31 protein-coding genes and 1 riboswitch are annotated in these 24,813 nt (G+C 34.3%); of the genes, 6 read left to right on the top strand and 25 right to left on the bottom strand.

The window, feature by feature from the left end; genetic code table 11:
* The first annotated feature begins 136 nt into the window (after positions 1 to 136).
* On the top strand, positions 137 to 1,009 hold the full coding sequence (locus ACUL40_RS16285) for a YitT family protein (protein WP_000411246.1): 873 nt from the start codon (positions 137 to 139) through the stop codon (positions 1,007 to 1,009).
* 215 nt (positions 1,010 to 1,224) lie between these two features.
* Here ACUL40_RS16285 and ACUL40_RS16290 read toward each other — a convergent pair whose 3' ends face one another.
* From ACUL40_RS16290 to ACUL40_RS16305, 4 genes are all read right to left on the bottom strand, one after another.
* A complete protein-coding gene (locus ACUL40_RS16290) occupies positions 1,225 to 2,043 on the bottom strand; it encodes a DUF4247 domain-containing protein (RefSeq protein WP_000071199.1) in 819 nt (272 codons plus the stop codon).
* A gap of 12 nt (positions 2,044 to 2,055) precedes the next feature.
* On the bottom strand, positions 2,056 to 2,562 hold the full coding sequence (locus ACUL40_RS16295) for a DUF4178 domain-containing protein (RefSeq protein WP_000051745.1): 507 nt from the start codon (positions 2,560 to 2,562) through the stop codon (positions 2,056 to 2,058).
* 21 nt (positions 2,563 to 2,583) lie between these two features.
* Positions 2,584 to 2,988, bottom strand: a complete 405-nt coding sequence (locus ACUL40_RS16300; protein ID WP_000220087.1) for a DUF350 domain-containing protein — start codon at positions 2,986 to 2,988, stop codon at positions 2,584 to 2,586.
* An 80-nt stretch (positions 2,989 to 3,068) separates the two neighbouring features.
* Positions 3,069 to 3,734 carry a PspA/IM30 family protein gene (locus ACUL40_RS16305; protein WP_000110281.1) on the bottom strand — a complete coding sequence of 222 codons (666 nt, stop codon included), beginning with the start codon at positions 3,732 to 3,734 and terminating at the stop codon, positions 3,069 to 3,071.
* A gap of 402 nt (positions 3,735 to 4,136) precedes the next feature.
* On the opposite strand from ACUL40_RS16305, the gene ACUL40_RS16310 reads away from it, so the two are divergent.
* Positions 4,137 to 4,715 (top strand): lipoprotein BA_5634 family protein, encoded by a 579-nt coding sequence (locus tag ACUL40_RS16310; RefSeq protein WP_445423063.1) that lies wholly within the window; start codon positions 4,137 to 4,139, stop codon positions 4,713 to 4,715.
* Positions 4,716 to 4,751: 36 nt separating this feature from the next.
* On the opposite strand, the gene ACUL40_RS16315 is transcribed toward ACUL40_RS16310, so the two are convergent.
* From ACUL40_RS16315 to ACUL40_RS16325, 3 genes are read right to left on the bottom strand one after another with little or no spacing between them, the layout of a single operon-like run.
* Entirely contained in the window at positions 4,752 to 4,922 is a 171-nt protein-coding gene (locus ACUL40_RS16315) for a FeoB-associated Cys-rich membrane protein (protein WP_000989598.1), read from the bottom strand.
* 16 nt (positions 4,923 to 4,938) lie between these two features.
* Positions 4,939 to 6,927, bottom strand: coding sequence for a ferrous iron transport protein B (feoB, locus tag ACUL40_RS16320; RefSeq protein WP_445423064.1), 1,989 nt, complete (start codon positions 6,925 to 6,927; stop codon positions 4,939 to 4,941).
* Positions 6,924 to 7,151, bottom strand: coding sequence for a FeoA family protein (locus ACUL40_RS16325; protein ID WP_000060512.1), 228 nt, complete (start codon positions 7,149 to 7,151; stop codon positions 6,924 to 6,926). Before ACUL40_RS16325 ends, feoB begins: the two co-directional genes overlap by 4 nt.
* Positions 7,152 to 7,345: 194 nt before the next feature.
* A riboswitch (TPP riboswitch) is annotated at positions 7,346 to 7,447 on the top strand.
* An 87-nt stretch (positions 7,448 to 7,534) separates the two neighbouring features.
* Between ACUL40_RS16325 and thiT the strand changes: the two genes are divergently transcribed.
* Positions 7,535 to 8,203, top strand: a complete 669-nt coding sequence (gene thiT / locus ACUL40_RS16330; protein WP_326038557.1) for an energy-coupled thiamine transporter ThiT — start codon at positions 7,535 to 7,537, stop codon at positions 8,201 to 8,203.
* A 207-nt stretch (positions 8,204 to 8,410) separates the two neighbouring features.
* Here the strand turns inward: thiT and ACUL40_RS16335 are convergent, their stop codons facing one another.
* From ACUL40_RS16335 to ACUL40_RS16360, 6 genes are all read right to left on the bottom strand, one after another.
* On the bottom strand, positions 8,411 to 10,264 hold the full coding sequence (locus tag ACUL40_RS16335; RefSeq protein WP_001225339.1) for a sensor histidine kinase: 1,854 nt from the start codon (positions 10,262 to 10,264) through the stop codon (positions 8,411 to 8,413).
* Positions 10,261 to 10,950: a response regulator transcription factor gene (locus tag ACUL40_RS16340; protein ID WP_000041856.1), complete on the bottom strand. Its 690-nt coding sequence runs from the start codon at positions 10,948 to 10,950 to the stop codon at positions 10,261 to 10,263. The genes ACUL40_RS16335 and ACUL40_RS16340 overlap by 4 nt, the downstream gene beginning before the upstream one ends.
* Positions 10,951 to 10,989: 39 nt before the next feature.
* Positions 10,990 to 11,610, bottom strand: coding sequence for a class D sortase (locus tag ACUL40_RS16345; RefSeq protein ID WP_326038558.1), 621 nt, complete (start codon positions 11,608 to 11,610; stop codon positions 10,990 to 10,992).
* Between the two features lie 89 nt (positions 11,611 to 11,699).
* Positions 11,700 to 12,188 carry an LPXTG cell wall anchor domain-containing protein gene (locus ACUL40_RS16350; RefSeq protein ID WP_016125896.1) on the bottom strand — a complete coding sequence of 163 codons (489 nt, stop codon included), beginning with the start codon at positions 12,186 to 12,188 and terminating at the stop codon, positions 11,700 to 11,702.
* A 179-nt stretch (positions 12,189 to 12,367) separates the two neighbouring features.
* Positions 12,368 to 12,700: a hypothetical protein gene (locus ACUL40_RS16355; RefSeq protein ID WP_000415614.1), complete on the bottom strand. Its 333-nt coding sequence runs from the start codon at positions 12,698 to 12,700 to the stop codon at positions 12,368 to 12,370.
* A gap of 183 nt (positions 12,701 to 12,883) precedes the next feature.
* The gene (locus ACUL40_RS16360) at positions 12,884 to 13,099 is read right to left on the bottom strand and encodes a hypothetical protein (RefSeq protein WP_002001286.1); all 216 of its coding nucleotides are present in this window, start codon (positions 13,097 to 13,099) and stop codon (positions 12,884 to 12,886) included.
* Positions 13,100 to 13,260: 161 nt separating this feature from the next.
* Here ACUL40_RS16360 and hpt point away from each other — a divergent pair, with 161 nt between their 5' ends.
* Complete coding sequence (gene hpt / locus ACUL40_RS16365; protein WP_001019295.1) at positions 13,261 to 13,788, top strand: hypoxanthine phosphoribosyltransferase; 528 nt, start codon at positions 13,261 to 13,263, stop codon at positions 13,786 to 13,788.
* Positions 13,789 to 13,870: 82 nt separating this feature from the next.
* A complete protein-coding gene (locus tag ACUL40_RS16370) occupies positions 13,871 to 14,773 on the top strand; it encodes a diacylglycerol/lipid kinase family protein (RefSeq protein WP_000167893.1) in 903 nt (300 codons plus the stop codon).
* 41 nt (positions 14,774 to 14,814) lie between these two features.
* Here ACUL40_RS16370 and ACUL40_RS16375 read toward each other — a convergent pair whose 3' ends face one another.
* Both ACUL40_RS16375 and ACUL40_RS16380 read right to left on the bottom strand, forming a co-directional pair.
* Entirely contained in the window at positions 14,815 to 15,324 is a 510-nt protein-coding gene (locus ACUL40_RS16375; protein ID WP_074047385.1) for a DUF2199 domain-containing protein, read from the bottom strand.
* A gap of 24 nt (positions 15,325 to 15,348) precedes the next feature.
* On the bottom strand, positions 15,349 to 16,020 hold the full coding sequence (locus ACUL40_RS16380; RefSeq protein WP_074047386.1) for a DUF7003 family protein: 672 nt from the start codon (positions 16,018 to 16,020) through the stop codon (positions 15,349 to 15,351).
* A 190-nt stretch (positions 16,021 to 16,210) separates the two neighbouring features.
* Between ACUL40_RS16380 and ACUL40_RS16385 the strand changes: the two genes are divergently transcribed.
* A complete protein-coding gene (locus ACUL40_RS16385; RefSeq protein ID WP_074047387.1) occupies positions 16,211 to 17,170 on the top strand; it encodes an Rpn family recombination-promoting nuclease/putative transposase in 960 nt (319 codons plus the stop codon).
* A 40-nt stretch (positions 17,171 to 17,210) separates the two neighbouring features.
* Here the strand turns inward: ACUL40_RS16385 and ACUL40_RS16390 are convergent, their stop codons facing one another.
* The 10 genes from ACUL40_RS16390 to ACUL40_RS16435 all read right to left on the bottom strand — a co-directional run bounded on the left by ACUL40_RS16390 (position 17,211) and on the right by ACUL40_RS16435 (position 24,713).
* Positions 17,211 to 17,969, bottom strand: coding sequence for a DUF4262 domain-containing protein (locus tag ACUL40_RS16390; RefSeq protein WP_000417362.1), 759 nt, complete (start codon positions 17,967 to 17,969; stop codon positions 17,211 to 17,213).
* The gene (locus tag ACUL40_RS16395) at positions 17,954 to 18,733 is read right to left on the bottom strand and encodes a DUF4261 domain-containing protein (protein ID WP_000449847.1); all 780 of its coding nucleotides are present in this window, start codon (positions 18,731 to 18,733) and stop codon (positions 17,954 to 17,956) included. The genes ACUL40_RS16390 and ACUL40_RS16395 overlap by 16 nt, the downstream gene beginning before the upstream one ends.
* Positions 18,734 to 18,760: 27 nt before the next feature.
* Positions 18,761 to 19,519: a hypothetical protein gene (locus ACUL40_RS16400; protein ID WP_016125892.1), complete on the bottom strand. Its 759-nt coding sequence runs from the start codon at positions 19,517 to 19,519 to the stop codon at positions 18,761 to 18,763.
* A gap of 51 nt (positions 19,520 to 19,570) precedes the next feature.
* Positions 19,571 to 19,825 (bottom strand): hypothetical protein, encoded by a 255-nt coding sequence (locus ACUL40_RS16405; RefSeq protein WP_000404317.1) that lies wholly within the window; start codon positions 19,823 to 19,825, stop codon positions 19,571 to 19,573.
* A 120-nt stretch (positions 19,826 to 19,945) separates the two neighbouring features.
* Positions 19,946 to 21,850 (bottom strand): FtsX-like permease family protein, encoded by a 1,905-nt coding sequence (locus ACUL40_RS16410; protein ID WP_445423065.1) that lies wholly within the window; start codon positions 21,848 to 21,850, stop codon positions 19,946 to 19,948.
* Complete coding sequence (locus ACUL40_RS16415; protein WP_000855633.1) at positions 21,837 to 22,607, bottom strand: ABC transporter ATP-binding protein; 771 nt, start codon at positions 22,605 to 22,607, stop codon at positions 21,837 to 21,839. Before ACUL40_RS16415 ends, ACUL40_RS16410 begins: the two co-directional genes overlap by 14 nt.
* Positions 22,608 to 22,761: 154 nt before the next feature.
* Positions 22,762 to 22,941 carry a hypothetical protein gene (locus ACUL40_RS16420; RefSeq protein ID WP_000924676.1) on the bottom strand — a complete coding sequence of 60 codons (180 nt, stop codon included), beginning with the start codon at positions 22,939 to 22,941 and terminating at the stop codon, positions 22,762 to 22,764.
* Between the two features lie 76 nt (positions 22,942 to 23,017).
* A complete protein-coding gene (locus ACUL40_RS16425; protein ID WP_445423066.1) occupies positions 23,018 to 23,365 on the bottom strand; it encodes a YxeA family protein in 348 nt (115 codons plus the stop codon).
* A gap of 170 nt (positions 23,366 to 23,535) precedes the next feature.
* Complete coding sequence (locus tag ACUL40_RS16430; protein WP_445423067.1) at positions 23,536 to 24,135, bottom strand: DedA family protein; 600 nt, start codon at positions 24,133 to 24,135, stop codon at positions 23,536 to 23,538.
* Positions 24,135 to 24,713 (bottom strand): class I SAM-dependent methyltransferase, encoded by a 579-nt coding sequence (locus tag ACUL40_RS16435; RefSeq protein ID WP_001176064.1) that lies wholly within the window; start codon positions 24,711 to 24,713, stop codon positions 24,135 to 24,137. Before ACUL40_RS16435 ends, ACUL40_RS16430 begins: the two co-directional genes overlap by 1 nt.
* Positions 24,714 to 24,813: the final 100 nt, after the last annotated feature.

The following is a 24,813-nucleotide window of genomic DNA, read 5'->3' on the forward strand; positions in this document are numbered from 1 at the left end:
ATTTTAAAGATAATATGGTGATAATATTCCCTGCATACATCCATTAAAGGAGAATTTTTTCAAATTAAATGTTAAAATAAAATTTAGGTGTGAATTACGTAACAAATAAGAAACTAGTTTGAAACGAGGAAATTACATGGAGAAAATTATCAAAAACAAGCCCAATAAGCTAAGAATTGCTTCAAAAGCTTTGATGATTATTATTGGGGCATTTATCACAGCGTACGGATTAGAAGCAGTATTAATTCCAAATAACGTATCAGACGGTGGTGTAACTGGTTTAAGTATCGTTAGTTCAAGATTATTTGGATTGCCATTAGGAGCTCTAATCGCAGTTATTAACATTCCTTTCGTTTGGTTAGGGTATAAGCAAATCGGTAAAAGCTTTGCGATTTATTCTATTATCGGAATTGCTTCATTAGCAGTAGGTACCGTTGTCATGCACGGAATACCAGCTATTATTGAAGGCGATACATTATTAGTTACAGTTGTTGGTGGTATTATCATCGGTTTTGGTATGGGACTAGCATTACGTAACGGTGGGGCATTAGATGGAATCGATATGCTTGCTGTATTGCTTTCTCGTAAGTTACCATTTGGAACGAGTGACCTTATTTTATTCTTAAACATGTTCGTATTTATTTTCGTATCAACGGTATTCGGCCTGCAAGGAGCTATCCTTTCGGCAATTGCTTACTTTATCGCTTCGAAAGTGATTCATATCGTTGAAGTTGGTTTAAGTGGTTCAAAAGCATTTAAAATTATTACAAAAGAGCCTGAATTAATGGTAGAAACAATTCGCGATCGTTTAGGCCGAAGTGCAACATATAACGAAGTATACGGTGGTTATTCAAGAGAGAAGTTTAAAGAAATTTCATGTGTAATTAACCGTTTAGAAGAAAGTAAAATGAAAGAACTTATTAATGAAATCGATCCACACGCCTTTATTACAGTTTATGACGTAGCAGAAGTAAAAGGCGGTAACTTTAAGAAACGTGATATTCATTAATCGTTATGAAAAAGAGGGTGTGCCAAAATTTTGGCACACCCTCTTTTTATTATTAAGTTGCTATCGTTGTCAGTTTTTGTCGGTAAGTCGATATATTTCAATAATCGCTGATATATTTTTACTTCCTCCCTTATGCCTAAATCGTACCACATGAGAGGAATTAATTCCCATAACAAAAAAGACCAAAAAGCAAATTCCACTTTTCGGTCTCTACACTATCTTCTCTTCGTAATTTTTCCTGAACCACCGACCCTCGTTTTCGGAGGAGATGTATTCCTTGGCGGCGTTTTAATAGATGATTTTGGCTTCACATCTGATCCGCTTGAACCGCCTGGTGTTTTTGTAATCTTACCCTTGCTTCCAGTAGAAGGTGGGGGCGTCGTATTACTTCCTTTTTCAGTAATACTTCCCTTATCACCTACTGATGGTTTCGAATCTACATTATCGCCTCGCTTAATGATAGACCCTTTCCCTTCCTTCGTAATTGGAGGTGGGGTTTTCTTTTCTTCTTTTGTAGGTGGTCTCTCTGGAATAACTGGTTTATGATTTTGTCTATCGTTATATCCTCGATAATCACCGTATGATGATTTTCGTGAACCGAATATATCGTTTAATATGCTACCCATAATATATCCTTGCAAGAAGGACGGTTGGTAATTTTGACGGACAAATTCTTTATTACTTATTTCAATTAACGTATCAGATGGTTTCTCTTTATCCTTTTGCAGGTTATAAATCTTATCAGAATAAACGAGGAACATTTGATTTTCGTCTTCTTTAGATGCTTGCTGCGGTTCTCTTTCATTAATGAGTTCCTTTGCGACTTCAGGAACTGACCGATTGGCGGCCCTATACACGTAAGATTCTTGTTTACCTTCCTTGGCAACAGATTCAAGTGGATAACGGTCTTGAATCGACTTTGTCTGCCCGCCTTGACAACCTGATAAGGCATAACCAGCAACAACAAGTAATATAACGATAGCAAGTATAGGGATCACAAACGATTTAATCATGGTAAACAATCGGTTTGACATGATTACGCCCCCTTACGTTGCTCTTATAATTTGTACATCAGCAGGAATGATTGCTTCTCCCTCATACATCATTGTGCGACCATTTTGCCATTCAATACGCAATAATTTTCGATTATCTGATTGGAATTCCCATATATACTGTTCTTCTGAAGCTGAGAATGGAGTTTTTCCCATCACAACAACACGTCCGTTATATTGTTCTTCCATATGATACTCGGTATCATCCATTTCAATTGTCGTCGGAATTTCATCAATTGAATCTAAGCGACCATCAATTGGAGTATATAATTTGTAATACGTATTTTCTCGGTCTTCAATTTTTAAATAACGAATATCTTTTCCATCTTGCAATGTCAAAACAATTTCCTTACGCGAATGCATACTCGTTTTCCCAATTAATTCATACATAACTAATGAAACTTCAATCATATCGCCAGGAGCTAACGTTAAAAGACTCTTTTCCGGCTTCGGTGGCTCTGGGCTTTTCATTATATTTTTAATTCGTTTAAATAAACTCATGATCTACCCCTCCTTTTCTCTTTATAAACAAGCACCTAAAATTAGTGCACCAACAATATGTAATGATCCGGCTAACATCGCATGTGCAACGCTACCTTCTTTCGTACCTTCTTCTAAATCAAGACCAGACATTTTCTTTAATACGAATTCGATAAACATTTCTACCACTAATAAAATAACGAAAGAAACTGCTGATGCAAGAAGTGCTTGCCATAAATCATTTGCTTTCGTTATCGATTGAGATAAAATGTACCCTTGTGCAAATAATTTCATAATAAAACGAGTTGTTACAGCTGTATTTCCATTTTTGATTTCTTTTAAATCATTGTATTTTGTAAAAATTGAATCAACCCACATAATTGCAAATAAAAGTACTGCACTCGCTCCAGTCCATACAAGCATGGCAACTACATTCATCCATGTCATTGCAAAACCTCCTCTAAAATATAATAGAAAACCGACATGAATATATTTAGACATGTCGGTTCATTTGTCTTTATTCTATATTATTTCTCATACTGCTTCATAATACGAGCTAATTCATCGTCAACAGCAGAATTTTTGTTTAAGCTTGCGAATTCATCATCTAATGATTTTTCTTTCTTATAAACTTCACCGCTTGCTTCCGCTTCAGCCTCTAATTGAAGGGCTTTCTCTTCCATACGGCTTAAACCAGCTTTTGCTGAATTTGAATCAAATCCAGACATCGCCTGATTAATATTTTTCTGTGCTTTCGCAGCATTTACACGTGCTACAAGTGTTTCACGTTTATTTTTCAGCTCTGTTAATTGCTTACGCATTTCTTCTAGCTTTAGGCGCAGGTTATCAGCAGCAGCTTTATTTTGCTCGTAGCTTGCTTTATACTCATTCATTTTTTGCTCTGCATTTTGTTTTTCTTCTAATGCACGACGCGCAAGATCTAAGTTATTAGCTTGAACAGCCATATGAGCCTGCTCTTCACGTTTTTTCACAAGTGCTTCTTGCTCTTCAAATAATATTTTGAATTTCTTCTCAAGTGCGATTTGAGCTGCTACACTTTTCTCAGCCTCTTGTACATCGGCTTGCATATCGCGTAAATATTGATCAGTCATCTTAACTGGATCTTCCGCTTTTTCAATTAACGAATACACATTCGACATTGTTAAATCTCTTAATCGTTTAAATACAGACATCTAAATTCCTCCTATGATATACCTCATATTTCAAATTCACTACTTGGAAAACTGAAAAATCTCCCTTTACAGTAAAGAATATTCATTTTACAGCCTATATGTTTATTATAACAAAACTAATATGTCCTTACATGTTATTTCCAAAATACATCCATTATAATATGACATTCTATATACAATATTGTATTTCTAATATATTCTTATTATCCCTCTTTGAAATTAACTTACTTTTGTGCAATTTCACTAAATTACATAAGTGTAATGTTACTGTAAGCTAACTCGATAGTTGCATTCCAATATTTCTTATACACTAATATCAGAAGCAACAAACAAGCTTCTTCGCATGTAAGCAACGATACAAAAATTGTATTTACTATAAAACATATAAAAGGAGAAATCATCATGAAAAAATTAGTAGGAATCGGATTAGCAGCAGCAATTTCACTTGGAGCATTATCAGGTTGTTCTTTATTAGGAGAGAAAGCGAACGGCTTTGTACTGTACGGATCAGAAGAACAAGTTCAGCAAATTACAGATAAAAACAAAAAAGAAGTGAAAGAAAAAGACTTCTATAAAATGAAAATGACAACATTAGATGGTAAAAAAGTTCTTGTAATGGATAAGAAAACTGGTGAAGAACTAGTGAAAAAAGAGTTACTTAGCAAAGTTGATGAAAAAGACAACACGAAACCACTTAATAAATTACCAGCTGTAACAACAGAACAAGGTGTATTATTTGCAAAAGAAAAAGTAGAAAATGCTGCACTTGATGGGGCAAAATTAAAATATGAAGGCAACACAATTATCGGAAGTGGTCGTGCATATACAGATATGTATGCGATTGTCGATGACGCAACTTACAGCAATGTAAAAGGTGATGAAAAATCTGTAGGTGTATTAAAATTTGATAAAGACCCAAGTAAAGAATTCCCTGGTTACAAAGGCGTAGAAGCTTCTCAACTTGTAAAAATTAAAAAGTAAAACAAAAAAGCTTTGCGAAATTCGCAAAGCTTTTTTCTATTTATTATGAGCAATTTGCTCCATATCCGGGCTACAAGTTTGCGACTGACATGACTTATTTAAAGAACATGCCGCGCATTTTCCTTTTTTACTTCTCTTTACAAAATTAACTAACGTATATGCTGCATAACCAAAAATGATAGCTCCAATTATAATATTGACCATCATCACAATACATCTCCTTCTAGAATCCGAGTAAGGATCCAACTTGGTATATAATGAGCGTTAATACATAAGCAACTACGAGTGGATAAACGACTGAGAAAATCGTCCACTTCGCTGATCCTGTTTCACGTTTAATAACAGCTACCGTCGCTAAACACGGAACATATAATAAAATAAAGAACATAAATGCATAAGCTGATAATGCTGTATAATGTGCTCCCATTACATTTCCAAGCACCTCTTCTTTAACTGCATAAATAATTGCCATTGTAGAAACGACAACTTCCTTCGCTAAAAATCCTGTTAAAAGGGATGCTGCAGCTTGCCATGTTCCGAAGCCGAGCGGTGCAAATAGTGGTGCGATAAATCCACCAATCATCGCTAAGTAACTGTCTCCCATATCAACACCAAATCCTGATGGACCTGCATAGTTTAATAACCAAATGACAACCGAACCACCAAAGATGAATGTACCAGCTTTACGAACAAATCCTTTTCCTTTCTCCCACGTGCTTAGCCATAATGTTTTTGCTTGTGGCACACGGTAAGGCGGTAATTCAATTACGAAAATAGACTTTTCCGCTTTCAAAATTGTAAGAGACATAATTTTTGTAACTAATAACGCAAGAACAATCCCTGCAACATATAAAGAAAATACAACAGTCGCCTGACTATGCGGGAAAAATACGCCCGCAAATAATGCATATACAGGTAATCGTGCTGAACAAGACATAAATGGTGTTACTAAAATGGTAAGTAAACGTTCTTTTTCCTGTTCAATCGTTCTCGCAGCCATGATACCTGGAACGTTACATCCAAAACCGATAATCATCGGAATAAAAGCTTTTCCGTTTAAGCCGAAAAACTCCATAATTCTATCCATAACAACTGCAATTCGCGCCATATACCCTGAGTCTTCTAATAATGAAATAAAAAAGAATAGTGCAAAGATTTGTGGTACGAATACTAATACAGCACCAACACCGGCAATAATACCTTCTGTAACTAGTGCTTGAATAAAATCAGAAGCTCCAATACTTGTAAGTCCAGCCGTCACCCAATCCGTAAGCTGGCCACCAAAAAACTCATCTAACATATCCGATAAAGGTGTACCAATCCACGTAAACGTAACCTGAAAAATAAAAAACATAACTGCTAAAAAGATTGGAAGTCCTAAAATTTTATGTGTAATTAATCTATCAATTTTTTCTGAAAAAGGAATTTTTCCTTCTTTCTCATGCTTCATAACATTTGTTTTTAACTTTTCAATATACGCTTCACGAGTTTTGTAAATGTGCTCTTCTAACGTACAATCAAGTCTTCCTTCTAAGCGAGATCGAATGGCTATGAGTTCCTTATAAATTGGTAATGCTTTCATTTCTTTTTCTACTACTTCGTTATTGCTTAAAAATTGAAGTGCTAACCATCTCGGATGCTCGTAATTCGCTGTCTCTAAAAGAGCAATTACTTCTCCAATTCCTTCATCCATTTGTACACCATATGAAATAAGGAATGGCTTTTTCTCTTTTTTGTCATTTTTTTTAAGAGTCGTAAGCAGTTCTTCACAGCCTTTTCCACTTCTTGCAACAACAGGAACGACTGTTACACCTAATAGCTCTGATAATCGTTTTACATCAATGACAATTCCTCTTTGCTTCGCCACATCAACCATGTTTAAACCAATTGAGACTGGCTTACCAAATTCAAGTAATTGCAACGTTAAATGCATATTTCTTTCAAACTGCGAGGAATCTACGATATTTAACATATGATTAAATTCTTCTGTTAATAGAAAGTTTGTTACAACACCTTCATCACGTGAAACTGGATTTAAATCATACACACCTGGCAAATCAATTAATGTTCCTTGTCTATCTTTTAATTTACCAACCTTCTTTTCTACTGTTACACCGCTCCAGTTTCCTACGTATTCATAAGAACCAGTAAGTGCATTAAATAATGATGTCTTCCCTGTATTCGGATTCCCTAGCAAAGCTACCTTATTCACGCTAATTCCACCTTTATCATTTTCGCGTCACAATGACGAATACTAATTAACTGTCCACGACACTCCAATGTACAAGGACCTTTGAACATCGCTTTCTGTTTCAGGCGAAGTTCGCTTCCTTCAGCAAGACCGAAAGCAGCTAGTCTACGCTTTAATAGCTGATCTAAAGACTGAATACTTTTTACTAACACTTTCTCTCCAATTTTAATATCTACTAAGCTCATAACCTTCCCCCTCAGAAGAGAATGATAATTATTTTCAAAAAAATTATACCACACCCAATTTCTCTTGTACTATACCCTTTTGCTTCATATTTATTAACATTTCGCTACAATTCTATTTCAATTATTGTCATACTGTATTCGTTTGCCATTCTCATCCATTTCGCTTACAATAAACAATAACAAATAAAGAATCTCGTTATCACTGGGGGAGCCATGCCGCTGAGAGGGAACACTTCGTTCCGACCCTTCGAACCTGTTAGTTAATGCTAACGCAGGGATTGTGCAAACGTCCGAAATACATACCTCATTTTTATTTACGTATTTCGTATCCTCCTATGATATCTATTCTTTTTTTGTACAACTTGGATTTAGGGGGAGACAACATGCGTAACACCAATTTACAAGCGATGATCGAATCTGCTATTCTTGCAGCCTTCGCCATGATTATCGATATTTTACCATTATCACTTAAACTTCCAACAGGCGGTTCTATCTCATTCGCTATGATTCCTATTTTTATTATTGCTTACCGCTGGGGCTTTAAATCAGCTTTCTTAGGCGGTTTAGTTTGGGGACTATTACAAATTGTCGTGGGAGATGCTTATATTTTAACACCTGTTCAAGCATTCATTGAGTACTTCATTGCCTTTGCTTTTATCGGATTTGCTGGCTTATTCTATCGTCCAATTCAAAAAGCACTTTTAACATCCAATGAAAATAGCTTAGAACAATCAAATTTAGGTAACCGTAAACACAAACATTCATCAAAACAAAATCAGGGTAAGAAAGTCCTTGCTTATATTATCCTTGCTACATTTATCGGTAGCTTTGCTCGCTATTTCTGCCACTTTATTGCCGGCATTATTTTCTGGGGACAATATGCGCCGAAAGGTCAATCAGCTGTGTTATATTCATTAATCGTAAATGGAAGTACAATGCTTGGTTCTTTTATTTTATGTACCGTTTTACTTATATTTTTATTTATCACTTCACCACGATTATTCAAAAGCATCAGTGCTTATCAAATGAATACACAAAAAAAGGGCGCTTAATGAGCGCTCTTTTTTCATATCGTAATATCAATTAAAAATACAATAAATGCGCAAAAGAAAATAAATACCATTATACTTAGCCAATTGCTATGCACGGTTCATCGACTCCTTACATAACCTCATATTCTAAACAAATTATACTGATTAAAAATAAAGATTAGGTAAAGATAATATGAAAATAAATTAAAAAAGCATAGATCATATTGTCTACGCTTTTTTCGGTAAATAGAAATAAAATAATACACCATCTTCTGTATTTTCTGCCCCATATTCAGCATCATGTAGTTCTAAAATATTCTTTGAAATAGCAAGCCCAAGCCCCGTCCCACCTTGTGAACGCTGACGAGCTGTATCCACGCGATAAAAACGATCCCAAATTTTATCTAATTGCTCTTCTTCAATATGAGTACCTTTATTTTCAATGCACACTTTTATACGATTCTTCTCATCTATTGTAGAAATAATAATATCCTCTTTATTTGGTGTATATCGTATAGCATTCGTAATGAAGTTCACGATGACTTGTTCAATCCGGCCTTGATTTGCAATCACTTCAAATGAACTTATATTTTTATGAATATGAAGTTCTTTTTTCTCTATTTCCACAGATAGATGTTCACATATACCTTCAATTACTGTATCAATATAAAACGAATCTTTTTTCATTTTATATGTACCAGATTCAAATTTAGCTAACTCAAGCATATCCAAAATTAACGTATCCATTTTGTCTACTTCTCTCTCCATCGCCTGAAAATAATACTCTTTTTTATGTTCAGCTACCCCATCTTTTAAAATAGAAATACAGCTTTTCATAATACTTAGCGGTGTTTTTAATTCATGTGAAACACCAGAAATGAATTCTTTTCGCGTCTTTTCTAACTTTCTTTCCTTTTCAATATCTTCTTCTAACTGTCCAATATGCGAATGGAGTTTATTTGATAGCACATTAATATTTTTCGATAAATCTCCAATTTCATCTTTCGAAGTAATCGGTATTTTTTCTGTGAAGTCTAAATGCGCTATTTTCTTTGTTGTATCATTTATTTTCAATAATGGCTTTGCAATTTGTTTTGAGTAATAGAACGAAGCTAGAAAAATAAGAACGACTACAAATGCAATGATATAGATATAATAATCTTGCACCATTTGTACAGCTTCATCTACCGGCTGTAAAGAAGCCATCGCATAAATATATGTTACCGATCCGTCTTTTTCTTTTATTGGTTTCATTAATAATTTATATTTTATATCATTCTTTTCGTAGTCCATTGTCTTTGTTGAATACTCTATTTGATTACTCTCTTTTAGTAACACATCCGTTTGAAATTCTTTTATACTATCCAAAAATAAAGTGTTTTTATAAATTGGATTTACGGGGCCTTTTACATCTGGAAACTGTACTTTCGTAACACGCCCTCCTATGTAAACATCTGGTTCTTGAGCAGCTTGCTCCCGAACAGCCGGCTTCTTTTCCTTACCAACTTGTTCCACAGCTGCTTTCTTTTTCTCCTCATTTAATTTACTCATTTTCTCATTAAATGCTTTTTCTAACGGTTTATTAGATCCGCTTAAATTCTGCTTAGATAAAGAAAAAGAAAATGGAATAAAACTATCTTCTTTTCTCACTCCAGAAAAATAAATTTCTTGCCCTAAAAAATGCTCCGATAATTTATTATCAATCTCCTCTATATTGACGAGATTGCCTAAAGGAATTTTAAATATTTGTTGTCCAAAGCTCTTTTGTTGCCTACGATCTATCGTTACCTCAAAATAAAAATCATCTGCATGTTTTAAATTCCCGTTCTTATCTAATGTCGTAATCCACGTATTATTTTCTCTTAAAAAGTCTTGCTCTAGTTTCTGAATTTCTTCTGCATTTCCTGCATGATTTAAATAGTTCTTCTCAAAGGAATTTAAATTCACTTTAATATCTTCCACTTTTCGATTCGCATAATATTGTTTAAAAAATATCGTTTGTCCAATAAATATCGTCGCTAAAATTAACATGCATAATGCTGTTGTAAGAGTAAATAATTTTAGAACAATCCCTTTTCTCATATATTCCCCTCAAATTTATAACCAGTTCGTACTACAGTTGTAATATACTTTGCTTTCTCTCCTAATTTATTTCTTAAATTACGAATATGGCTATTCACCGTTCGATCATCGCCAGCAAATTCATATCCCCAAATTCTTGAAATGAGTTGCTCTCGCGTTAAAACAATTCCTTGATTTTTCATGAAATACGCTAATATTTCAAATTCTGTATGCGTTAAATTAATATCGGTTCTATCTACCGTAACAGTGCGAGACGGAAAATGAACGTGAATACCGTGGATTGATAATGTATCATCTTCATTCTCTAAAAGTTGCTTTGTCACTTTTCTGCTTTCTAATAACCTTTTCGCTCTTGCTAATAAAATTGGCGGACTATACGGCTTCGTCACATAGTCATCTGCCCCAAGTTCAAAACCGAGTAACGTATCGTCTTCATCTACGCGCGCCGTCAGCATAATAATAGGCACCTCGGACGTCTTTCGAATTCTTCGGCAAACAGACCATCCATCGAGTTCTGGCAACATAATATCTAAAATAACTAAATCAACCTCTTCTTCTTCAAATACAACTAAAGCCTCTTTCCCGTCCCTCGCTTCAAACACTACATATTGCTCACTTAAAAAATAATCTTTTAATATTTCACGTAATATGTCTTCATCTTCAACAATTAAAATATTTTTTGACATAATTTATATATCCCCCTCCCGCTTTCAGAAACTATAATTTCACTTTGAATAACTGCCAGTTAACTTCGCCTCGATAATATATCTATCTGGTGCATTCCCTATATAATTAAATGGGTAACAAGTTGTCATTGTTAATATCGGTTCTTCTTTTTTTATAATAACAGTACGATCATCCGCATGAGTAATCCATGTCTTTTGAATTTCATATGTGTACGTTTTATTATCATACTCTAAAACAAGGGTATCCTTTTCTTTCAACTCTCCTAAATCTGTAAATACAGTATCTCGATGTCCACTTAGTACAGTATGTCCCCCTCCAGATGGAGTTGTCGTTAAATCACTAACGAACATACCCACTCCTTTTTTCAAAGTCGTATCATCCGCTCCCCAATATATAGAAAACTTCTTCTTTATTTTCGGTATATGTAACATCGCTACCTTTTCTCCTTCTTTATGCTCTGTTTGAGAAGAAGGCACTTGAGAAGTTACAGGTGTTTCACGAGAAAGTTGAGTATCTTGTATATTTTTAAGACTCTTTATTTCTTCTGCAGTTAATTGCCCGGCAGAGCTTCTTCCTTTATACCATTCCACAGCATAATAGGATCCCATGAATAGCCCTATAGCCATCAATATGATACCGATATAATTGAGTAACTTCATTCTTCATTCCTCCATGCCAAAAATGGTAGGAGTAACCTACCATTTTTAATATATGAAATTATCCCATTCTTTATAGGAAAATATTTTATTTACGCTTTAATCTTATTGCGACGATTCAAACCAAATAATGTACCTACCGCTACAAGACATGCACTTAATCCCATCATTGCTACATTATTTGATGCTGTATTTGGTAATTTTTCACCTTGTACAACTGGCTTTGCTACTTCTTTTTTAGCTACTTCATTCTTTTGCTCGGCTTTTATCGCTGCTTCTTTTTTTGCCATATCGTTTTTTAACTGTTCTTGCGCTATTCTCTTTTTCTCTTCTTCACTTTTTTTCTCAGCTTTTATTGCTTCCTCTTTTTTAGCCATATCACTTTTTTCTTGTACTTGCGCTGCTTGCTTTTTCTCCTCATCACTCTTTTGCTGTTCCTTAATTGCTTCTTCTTTTTTAGCTTTATCTTGTTGCACTTGCGCTTCTTCCTTTGTTACTGTTCCAGTATCTGCACTCGCTACTGAAGAATATCCTACTGTTAAAAGTGCCATTGCACAAATTGGTAATAGTTTCTTTTTCATTTTATTTCTCTCCTTTTATACGTTTTACATCACTTCGCATCGGATGTATCACTAGAATAAACAAGAGATATAAATATAAGATGCAGATGAAATATATTTCATTTAAAGATTTCATTGTAGAAAAAGAAAAAAACATCGCAATATGTACGATGTTTTTTTCGGGTGTGTGTCTCAATTATTTACATGTTACTTTCGCGTGATTTGGAAGTAGAACGGGTTGGAGCGATAACTAATTGTCTCGGCTCAGTTTTCTTGAAGTGATTTTTGACGTTACACTTACGACGTTGAACAACCCACGCTTTAATAGGGTTTGTTAAAATAATCTTTTGCTCTTCGTTAGGGGCCTCTTCTTCAAACCTACAACTCTCGCTCCATTTATTCCATTTCATTGTAAATTTAGAAGAAGAATGATCATCTTCACGATCAAACAAGTGCAAAAAATCCATTTTTCCATCTAGCATTACGGTGTTACTAGTCGCTAAAAAAGAAAAGGTCGTCCAACGTTTCTCCATGCCCTCCTACTCCTTTTTCACATATAGAGTGCCTAAAACTTAATTTACCTAAAATATGCTTGCCTTTTACCTTACACCCATAGTTTATCCAAAATGCTATTATGCAACTATCGATTTGCCTTACAACTACCTTACATTTTTGTAAGAAACAAAAAAACCTTCACTCTATATAATGAAGGTTTCTTACTTTTTATCTATATGATCTCTCATATCATCAAGTCCAGCTTCTTTTAGCTGCGACATCATACCGTGCGAAATTGCTCCTAACACTAAAGTCATTCCAATTAATGAAATACGAATCGCAGGTACATCAATTACGTAAGCCAACAGGCCAAGAACAATTGTTAAAAGTAATGCTTTTATAAATGTTACACTTGTGTACTGTTTCTTCTTCATCATATTCACCCTTTATGGAAGCGTTTTCTTAATATAATTAGTATATCATATCATCAGATGATTTTGTCGTTATCTTTGTAAAAAATTACTATCTCCTTTGACTTTTTCTATTCTATCCTTTACAGTCGAAATGTTCGCAAGTTTTACACTGTAGGAGGATTACAATGAATATTGAAATAAAAGACACTTTAATTTCTGAAGAACAATTACAAGCAAAAGTTAAAGAATTAGCACTTCAAATCGAACGTGACTTTGAAGGAGAAGAAATCGTAGTTATCGCAGTATTAAAAGGTTCATTCGTATTTGCTGCTGATTTAATTCGTCACATCAAAAATGATGTAACAATTGACTTTATTTCTGCATCTAGCTACGGAAATCAAACAGAAACAACAGGAAAAGTGAAACTACTAAAAGATATCGACGTAAACATTACTGGCAAAAACGTAATTGTCGTAGAAGACATTATCGATTCTGGTTTAACACTTCATTTCCTAAAAGACCACTTCTTTATGCATAAACCAAAGGCACTCAAGTTCTGTACATTACTTGATAAGCCAGAACGTCGTAAAGTAGACTTAACAGCTGAGTATGTTGGCTTCCAAATTCCAGACGAATTCATCGTTGGATACGGTATCGACTGTGCGGAAAAATATCGTAACTTACCATTTATCGCTTCAGTTGTAACGGAATAATATAATAAAATAAACTTTCATCAATTACTGGTGGAAGTTTATTTTCTATCACAATTCGTAAAAGACAAAGGGAGAGAAAAAAATGACAAAGACAAAATTTGAAAAAGTACTCCTCATCGTAAATCCGAAAGCTGGACAAGGTGACTTACATACAAATTTAACGAAAATCGTACCACCTCTTGCCGCAGCTTTTCCTGATCTACATATCCTTCATACGAAAAAACAAGGTGATGCAACAAAATATTGCCAAGAGTTTGCTAGTAAAGTAGATTTAATTATCGTCTTTGGTGGTGACGGCACTGTATTTGAATGCACAAATGGCTTAGCACCTCTTGAAACTAGACCTACACTTGCAATCATTCCAGGCGGAACTTGCAACGACTTCTCTCGCACACTTGGCGTTCCGCAAAACATTGCAGAAGCCGCAAAACTTATTACAGAAGAACATATAAAACCAGTTGACGTTGCAAAAGCAAATGGACAACATTTCTTAAACTTCTGGGGGATTGGTCTCGTATCTGAAGTATCAAACAATATCGATGCAGATGAAAAAGCAAAGCTTGGTAAAATCGGTTACTATTTAAGCACAATTCGAACTGTAAAAAATGCTGAAACATTCCCAGTTAAAATTACTTATGACGGACAAGTATATGAAGACGAAGCTGTCCTTGTCATGGTTGGAAATGGTGAATATCTTGGTGGTATTCCATCCTTTATTCCGAACGTAAAATGTGATGACGGAACACTTGATATTTTCGTAGTCAAATCAACAGGTATTCAAGCATTTAAAGATTACATCGGAAAGAAACTATTCGAGGATTCAAATGAAAATGACATCTTCCACGTAAAAGCAAAATCCATTCATATTGAAACGAAAGAAGAAAAAGAAGTAGATACAGATGGAGAAAGTTCGCTTCATACACCTTGTCACATTGAATTATTACCAGGACACTTTACGATGATTTATAATCCTGCGGTTGTGTAAAGAAAAAAACGAGTGCTAGCACTCGTTTTTTCTCTTCTAATCTAGCTATGTCTTTGAATCATTTCTTGTATTTCTTTAACTCTCTCTAAAGTAATTCCATTTCTTTGTTCGATTGCTAAAGGATGCTCGGTTGGCTCTAATTCAACATACGGTGCCGTTCCAACTTCTCTTATATGTACATTTGTTTTTAAATTTAATGTTTCTGGATAAACTGGCATTTCTACAGATAACCACCCAAAATAAGGATCACTATTTTCTCGGCCTCTCTCATCCCACTTTTCTAATACTTCATCATAACTTTCTTTACTAAGTGATACCCAAACAGTCCATATGAAGTTTTCGTGGTAGTCAATGATAGGAAGCTCTAAACAACCTCTAATAAAGTAATGCTCATCGTCCATTACGCAAAGTTCTGATGTTAAATGGAAGCGTTCCTCTCTTTCATGGGGCGCTACCTCGTAATAATAATATGGTGCTTCACTTCCGTAGCATAGAGGTAGTGCAAAACGATGCATTTGTACTTTTTCTCCGGATTTTCTTCTTCTTTTCATTTATTATTCTTTCTCCTATCCTTTTCAGTCACAATCAAACGCTACCCAATTTCTCCAATGCGTGTTAGAATCCTTCTTCACAATAATACGTGGATCTTTCTTCTCTATTGCAGCGGCTACTGATTGGAAGAATTCATTTTCACTTACTTTTTCGTCTTCAACATGTTTCCATTCTTCCGTTTCATACGCTAGTTCCCAATTACCTTCTAAACTGAACTCTTCTAAAATCTCTTCTTTACTCCACCATAATAATGTTCTAACTTCTTCATTAGTAGCAAGCATACGCATAAAGTATGTTGGATAATGCTCTGTCGTTTGTACTTCTATTCCATTATTTATATAATCCTCTTCTGTAAATTCATATTCAAAATGCTGCTCACGAATTTTTAAACTGCCGTTATAAATATTCGGCATAAATTCACCTTCATCATTAAATAACTCATAATTGCCATCATTTAATTGTAAAATGCAATCATCACCCATTGAATGAGTAATTCTATCTCCATATACTTGAATATCATTACATACACCTAATGAACCTACACCAACAAGTTGAAACACCATTAACCAATCCTTAGTATCTTTAAAGAAAAGAGAGAATTTCACTTGCGAAATATCCATATATTCATTATCAAAGGCAGGAAATTCATAGTTACTTTGCTTTTTATCTAATAGTTTTAAAATATCTTTTTGCATATGTATCATCTTCACCCCGATATAAACAAAAATATTTTTTTAATTTCACTAGAGTATAACATAACCATACTTACCTGTGACATTCTAATAAAACTACTAAAAAATAGAAGAATGGCTTGTTTGCATACTCTAGTTCTTTTTATGTACAATGAAGGAAAGAAGTACCTTCATATAAGGGAGAGGACAAACTTTGTTCAACCAACAGTTAGTTAATTTACGCATTGATTTTGCATTTAAACAATTGTTTGGTACGAATGGTAGCGAAGATATTCTAATTGCATTTTTAAATGCTATGTTACAAGAGTCTTTAGAGTCGCCCATTGCTTCTCTACAACTAGAAGATCCACATTTACACAGGGAATATGAAGAGGATAAGTTATCTATTTTAGACATTTCAGCGACATTAGACACAGGAACAAAAGTTAATGTAGAAATACAACTCAATAATAATCACGATATGGTTAAACGCAGTTTATATTATTGGGGAAGGCTATACACATCTCAACTACAAAAAGGGATGCCCTACAGTGCACTTCACAAAACCATCACCATAAACTTACTAAACTTCGCAATGTTTTCGGAACACCCAGCCTTCCATACAACGAGCGTATTATGGAATACACAACAAAAAAAAATCCTGAGTGAAGACATAGAAATCCACATTATAGAAATTCCAAAGTTAACTGAACAATGGCATGAAGAAAAAGTAAATCCGTGGAAAGATCCATTTGTTCGTTGGCTTTTATTGCTTTCAGCAAATGAGGATGAGCACTTAACTAAACTATTGGAGGATATTGCTATGAACCAAGACCCTATTTTACAAAAAGCAATAAATAAATGGGAACGTATGAGTCAGGATTCTTCTTTCCGACAAGCCTATGACGCAAGGGAGAAAGTTTTAATGGATGAAGCAGCAAAATTCGCCCATGCAGAGACAGAAGGAATTAAAAGAGGAATGGAACAAGGAATTAAAAGAGGAATGGAACAAGGAATTGAAAAAGGCATTGAAAAAGGTATTGAAAAAGGCATTCAACAGGGGAAAATTCAAATGATTAAAAATATGTATGATCTTGGTATACCACTTGAAACGATTGCTAAGGCAAGTAAATTAAGTTTGCATGAGATTGAACATATTTTAGGACATAAATAGTCATAAAAAAAGAGCTTGAATAGTTTCAAGCTCTTTTTTATCAACTCTCCTCAATATCATCCAATTGAGTCTTATAACATTCATCACACTCTGGCCTCGTAGGAAGAATCCCTCTTTCATCAGGTAATAAAACCCTCAAAACTTCTCGATCCATCTCTACGAAAGACTTCATAATAATGGGATATCCTTCAATAATATTCGTATACTCAATCCCTTGTTCAAACTTTTTTCCGCTCTTTATTTCTTCTATTATGGTACAAAAAACACTATGCGCGACTTCAGGATCCATATTTAATGCTATTTGTAAATCTTGATGATTAAAGTTATCTCTTAGACCATGTGTATGATAATTAGCATGGATGCCATCAATATCTTCTGCTAATATGCTATGCATGTACCATCCATACTCTTGTAGCATATTTTCTTCCCATTCATCTGCATCCTCTTCTAAATCTTCATCAAACAAATTCGGATCATACCACACGTCCTCGTAATCTCCAGCAATTAAAAATCTCCAACCAGGTGGTAACCCTAAATACTTCTTTATTTCAGGTGCCCATTCATCAATATGTTGAACGTGTAAAGGAAGAAAGAAATCTTCTTCTGTCCCCATTTCTTCACCAGCCCAAATGTACCAACCTGTCGTTCCGTTTTCTATAGGCATTCGTAACCCATTAATCGGAGCGATACCATCTTTCACATTTTGCGCTATTCCTAATTTCAAGTCATTCGGAGATTCTACATACTCCGCTTTATATTTATCACATATACTCCTCTGTTCTTTTATGTATTTTTCCATCCTTTTAGCACACTCCCCAATTTTTGAAAGATAGATTTCTTTGCCGAAGCACTCTCTAACTTCCATACCCCACACGGATTATAAAATGGATCCTCTTGTTCATAACGTTTATCTATATAATGAGATAAAAGATACACTGGAGCATCTTCTGTGAAACTAATTGTATCTCCATCTTTCAAATTAGGTTTTTCCAATATATTATGTAGGTTAAAATCATTTAATAAATCTACAGCTACTTCCGGATCTATCCCTCCGTCTAAAACAACGTCTGGTAGATTAAATGCTTGCATTCCACATGAATAGTAACCGTCCTCTTCATCTCCAACTAAAGTTACAAGGTGCGAATACATCGGGAATATTTCCTTATTCTCTGCAAGCTCTTGCCATTCTTCTTTCGAATAAGCCACACCTGCTGTTTCAACTTTTAAAGCAAGTCCCCCTGCATTTAAAAGTTCCATTCCTACATCAATTACTTCTTGTAATCTCTCTTTATCGTCAACTTTGGCAATAACATACACTATATAAGTATGCTTCTCCAACTCCTGAAGCAATTCTTCATCAAAACGCTCACCACCTGCATAGAAGAAAGCCTCTCTCAAAGAAGGGTCTTGTTCATATATATCAATTTCAAAGCCAATCTCTTTCTCCTTATGGTGCATAACATTTCCCGCTAATATATAGTTACTTTTACTCACAACTTCTTGTATTAATTCTGTTCTATCTTTCCATAAACCAGGTACTCCAATAACGATTTGTGTCTCCATCATATGCACTCCAATTCTCATCTATTTTCAATCTATTCTTTCAATCTTCCAAACTAAATTAGCTGGGATATCTTTCTCTAAAAAGGTTAACATCCATACAGTTTTTCCTTTATCATTCATCAGTAGCACTTTATGATTTAACTTCCAAGCCACTTCACTAACATGATGAAACATCTTATACATATCTTCTTCTCTAATAAGCTTTTCCTTTTTGATTAACCGCCTCGTTCTATACTCTCTTATTTCTAAGTACACGTCAGCATAAGCCACTTCATGCTGACATGTTATACTACATACGTATTTTTTATTCGGACTACTCTTTTTTATATATACGAACTCGTTTCTATAATTCAATTCTAGTATCTTATTCTTCACTTTTTCTAACTCTTCTATATCCCAATCATATTTCACAGCTAAACGCTTCATTTCAACATGAACGATTTGAAGGGCTAATTCTTTTTTCTCTCTATCTGATAAATATGGAAAACCCTTCACACTCTCATACTCCACAAAAACATTCATATATTCAGGGAAAATTCTATATTTCTTCTCCCACTCATCGAGTAATGAAATATCATCCACACAATGAATCAAAATCCCTTTCTCATAATCCATTCTTAACTTTGGCATATGTCGACAATATAAAGAAGTAATACTGCTCGTCTCTTTACCAAAAGAGATGTCTTCATCGTAGTTGCTTGTAGATGTTAACTGTAATGCCTCTATGTTTCTGGTATGCTCTTTTACTTTTAGAAAACTCAATTGTATATCTCTTATAACCGGCATTTGCTCTCTCCTCTTCGCAGTACAACTATGAAATATCTTTGTTAATACGCCTTAATCAATTTCAAGCCAGCCCATTCCCATAGAAAGAAATAACAGTCCGATTACCAAAAAGAGACCCCCAGTTAAAAAATAGAATGGCGCTCCGTGCAATGGATCACTAAATAACTCTATCAAATTTCCAGCTACTACTTTCCATTTCTCTCTCTTTGAATTTTTTTCTTTTAATTCTTTTACAAATCGATAAATACTGAAACTGATTAAAGTGATACCAATTAATAAACATCCTGCTATGATAAGAATTTCCAAATGTAACACTCCATTTAAATACCATTTTCATGCACACCTCATTTTAACTAAAAAAAGCGAAAGAGAACATAATTTTCACTATGCTCTCTTTCGCTTTTTCAAAAACTGTATACCTTATTTTCATTTACTAACAATCCTGAAATAAGAACGAACTGTTAAGCAATAATAACCAATATAAATAACACTATACACCCCGATGCTAATTAGTAACGGAACTGCAATTTCATACGGAATAACTGTCGCTAATCCTTTGAGCGCAAATAAAGTGTGTAATATACCAACTACTAAAGGAATAAAGAAGATAAATCTCATTTGCTTCGCAATGGCTTTTTTCATTTCTGTTTTCGTGACACCGAGTTTTCGAAGAACGATGTAACGTTCACGATCTGCATGTGCTTCTGTTAATTGTTTGAAATAAATAATAGAGCCTGTTGCAAGTAAAAATACAAGTCCTAAGAATATACCACTAAACATCATTAACCCTGACGTTTCAATACCGCTGCGGAATATTGTATAGAAGTCACTGAATTGCTCTCTTCCTTCTGCATCTTCTTCCGATATTACTTTCTTTAATTTCTCCGTTAACACTTTACTATTTCTTTCGTCTTTCACATCAATATTTTTCACAGTATGAGAGCCAATTGTCTTCTTTGCTTGCTCATACACTTCATCCGGAACGACAACTAGAAGTTCATATAAGTTTGTAATGTTTTTTGCTTGTACATCTTTCACTTGTACTGGTGCTACTTCTTCAATTGGGAAGGTAGCTTTTCGATTTTTATATACGCCACTATCTCTCTTACCTTCACTGTACATGCCATCAAATGCATACAATTCGTTCTTCTTTAAATCTAAAGTTTCTTCATTTAAATATTTTGCGATTGTATTAAATGATGATTGTGCGATAAGTTCTGTTGTTCTTGATTGTAATGAAGTGCCATCACTGTATTCTCCTACTACTTTTACCGTCTCTAATTCATATTGATGAATGACTTCATTCTGTCCTTCTTTTAAAATCTCATTTACTTTACGATCTAATTCCATATCTTTCTTTTCATAAGAATAACTAACTGGATGATATTTCTTCGCCTGCATATATGTGTTGTAATACATCGTTACAGAAGTTCCAACCGCCGTTAACGTTACTGCGCTTAATACGGCAATTGTTGCTAACGATTTTGCATTTCCTTTAATGCGGTATAGTAACTGAGACGTCGTAACCATTTTCATTCCGTTATAAAATGCGGATTTTTTATTTCGCACTCTTTTTAATACAAAAACGGTAAAGAACATAAATAATAAATACGTTCCAAGTACTGTCGCTAATAAAATGTAAAGTGCAAGGGGCATAAAGTTATCACCGCTCACATTTTTAATAGCCGTTACTGACAAGAAATAACCTGATCCAATTAATAATAAAGAAATGAAAGCCCTTATTTTCGAACCTTTTGGCATGACTTCGCCTTCGTTATCTGCACGGAATAGCTCGATTAACTTAAATTGATAAATAACGCGGTATCCTTTAAACGATGTGTATAAAATGATGAGACAAAAAATAACTGTTGTATCTATAACCGCTCCAACTGGTACTTCAAAATGAACATTTACATGTAGCTCTAACATATTTAAAAGTAGCTTTAGGAATCCTTTTGAAAGTAAACTACCAATTACAATTCCGATTACTAATGATAATAAACCCATTAACATATTTTCATAAAACAGCATTTTACCTATTTCTTTTTTTCGAATACCGAGTAAAGAATAAAGACCTATTTCTTTCTTACGCTTTCGTGTAAAGAAACCATTCGAATATATAATAAATATTGCAACGAAAATAATGAGCATTACGCTCGCAAGCTGGAATCCTCGTCCAATGTTATCTCCAGCTTCACTTATTTGTGAATTGTATTGCAACGCCTTAAACGTAAAATAAATGACGATGCTAAAAATCATGGAAGCAAAGTATATAAAATAATCTTTAAAATTTCGTTTTATATTACGAAGGGCGATGCTAGATAAGCTCATTTGCCGCACCCCCAGAGATTGAAGACATCATATCAATAATTTGTTGGAAGAACTGTTTTCTTGTCATCTCTTTGCGATGTAATTCTTTATATAACTTTCCATCTTTAATAAATACAACTCGTTTACAATAACTTGCCGCAAACGCATCATGCGTTACCATTAAAATCGTTACAAGATCTTTTTCATTTAATGTCTTCATACTTTCTAATAAATCCGTCGCTGACTTCGAATCAAGCGCACCAGTTGGCTCATCTCCAAAAATCATACTTGGATTTGTTACAATCGCTCTTGATGCCGCGCAGCGTTGTTTTTGTCCGCCTGAAGCTTCATACGGATACTGATTTAAAATATGATCTATCCCAAACTTCTTTGCAATCTCCTCAACGCGAGATTCTACTTCTCTCGCCTTCACCTTTGATAAAGCAAGTGGCAATGCAATATTTTCTCGCACTGTTAACGTATCTAATAAGTTATAATCTTGAAAAATAAATCCTAAATGATTACGGCGAAAAAGTGCCAATTCATCATCATTCATCTTCACAATATCTTTTCCATCAATTAAAATCTCACCTTTTGAAGCCGTATCAATAGTAGAAAGAACATTCAAAAGTGTCGTCTTACCAGAACCAGACGGTCCCATAATACCGACAAACTCTCCTTCTTTCACTTGCAGTTGAATATCTTTCAACGCTTCAAACGTATTCCCGCCTGTATCATATATTTTCGAAATCCCTTTCGCTTCTAACATTGTTTTCATCTATTTGTACCTCCTGTTATAATTCGTGATGTTCTCTTTAAGCAACAGAATTCAGTATAGATACATTTTCTTAACAAATAGTAATGGGGTTTCTTAATATTTTCTTAAAAAGAAAAATCCAAAATCATAAGAATTGATTTTGGATTTAATATAGTTAAAATATTAAATTACATTTCGAACAAAAAGGAGCCGAATTCCCTTTTCTAATTTTCGCATCACATTTTGGGCAATATACATATCGCTCTTCTATCATTTGTCGCTCTATCATATGTAAGGATACTATTCTCATACTGCACATAATCCCAATTAATATAAGGCTAACAATGAGTAGCATACCTCTCGCCCTCCCCCTTTATCATTTTACCATAAAATAACAAACCCGATTCTCTCATCTAGAACCGGGTTTATACTTACAATCCTAACTTCACCTTCGCGCCATCAGGAATTATTTCTTCTTCTATTTGTACCTTATCGTGCACAGACTTTCCTCTCGTAATTACATGCCAGTAGGAACCTTTTTGCAATGTATCCACTCCATCAATTGTTATCTCTTTTTCGTTTCCATCCTTATCATATGTGTTCACTGTGTATGCACGGCCTTTATTTCCACCTAAATCTTTTCCATCGTTATCAATTACCGCATAACGATATTCTAATTTAAGAAACGGATTCATGGAATCTACTGTAGCACTCCCATTTAACAAATATGCCGCTCCTGCTATGATGACAGGTAATGATCCTAAAATAAATCTTTTCATCTATATTCCGCCTTTCATTATGTTTTTCTATAAGACCTTTCTAAGTATAGAGAGCATTTCTTAATAAAAACTCGTGCGGTTTCTTAACTTTTTCTTAATGTCACAGGGCTTTGCATCAGCACTTCGATAAATAAAGCCATATTAATAATAAAAGGAGGCTGCCGCCTCCTTTATTTACTCATCACTGTATTTCTTTTTTGTCTGTAAAAATAAAACACACTCACAATCAATGCAATACTCCCGCCAAAATACAAACCATACTCTATCGCAGCTGCTACAATCCTTTCAATATGTTGTCCAAATAAAGAACCGAGCACAAAATAAACGAGTGTCCAAACAAATCCTGTCGTATAGGAATACAAAGCATATATCCGAAATGACATGTTATTCATCCCAACTAAATACGGTACGATATGTCTTACAACTGGTATGAAATAGCTTGTAACTAACGCGTACTGTCCGTATTTATCAACCATTTCTTGTGATTTTATTAAATACTTCGCTTTTTTCTTTTTCATCAATTTATGGAGTACCTTCGTGCCAAATACCTTCCCTAATATATATCCTAAAGAAAGCCCTGATACAACACCTAAATATGTTAATACAAATGAAGGAACAACACTTAATATACCTACTGAAGATACGAAACCACCACTCATAACAATCATTTCATCGGGAATTGGCATACCGATAATACCTAACCATAAACAGAAAAATAATGCCCAATAACCGTATTGCTCGATATAGGATAATAATTCATGTAATTCCATTATGCATACGCTCTCCTCAGTTCTTTTTTGCAACTAAAGACGTAGGCTGGCGGGAAATTGAGCCATACTTTTTCTAGTGTAATTTCAGGGAAGAAATGCTGTATAAACCCTTTTTTCACAAGTGAATATTGAAATGTAATGAACTCACCATTCTCATGTATCGCTTCCATCGCATTATTTAAAATGCGCTTTGAAACTTCTTCTGGTAAAGAAGTGAAAGGCAACCCTGATAAAACGTAATCAATGCATTCTATATTGAGCTCCTCCATATACTTCTTTATATTTTCAGCTGAACCGTGTACAACAATGACATTCTGCTCATCTTTAAACTTTCTTTTTAATTCTTTGAAAAATACTTCATTAATTTCAATAAGAAGAAATATCGTTTCCTTCTTTTTTCTCTTCATAATCTCTTTCGTAAAAACCCCTGTGCCAGGCCCTAACTCTACAATACATTTCGCTTTATTAAAATCAATTACATCGACCATTTTCTTTGCTAATATTTTTGAACTTGGCGCAATTGCACCAGTATGTTTTGGATGCTTTATAAATTCATGTAAAAATGTAATGAGCTGCATGTAAACCTCTCCTCATTCGTTCGATAGTTTTTAACTTGTGTCTAAGTATAACTATCGTTTCTTAATAAAAATTGAGGAAGTTTCTTAAGATTTTATGAAG

Source organism: Bacillus sp. KNSH39, from assembly GCF_052656585.1.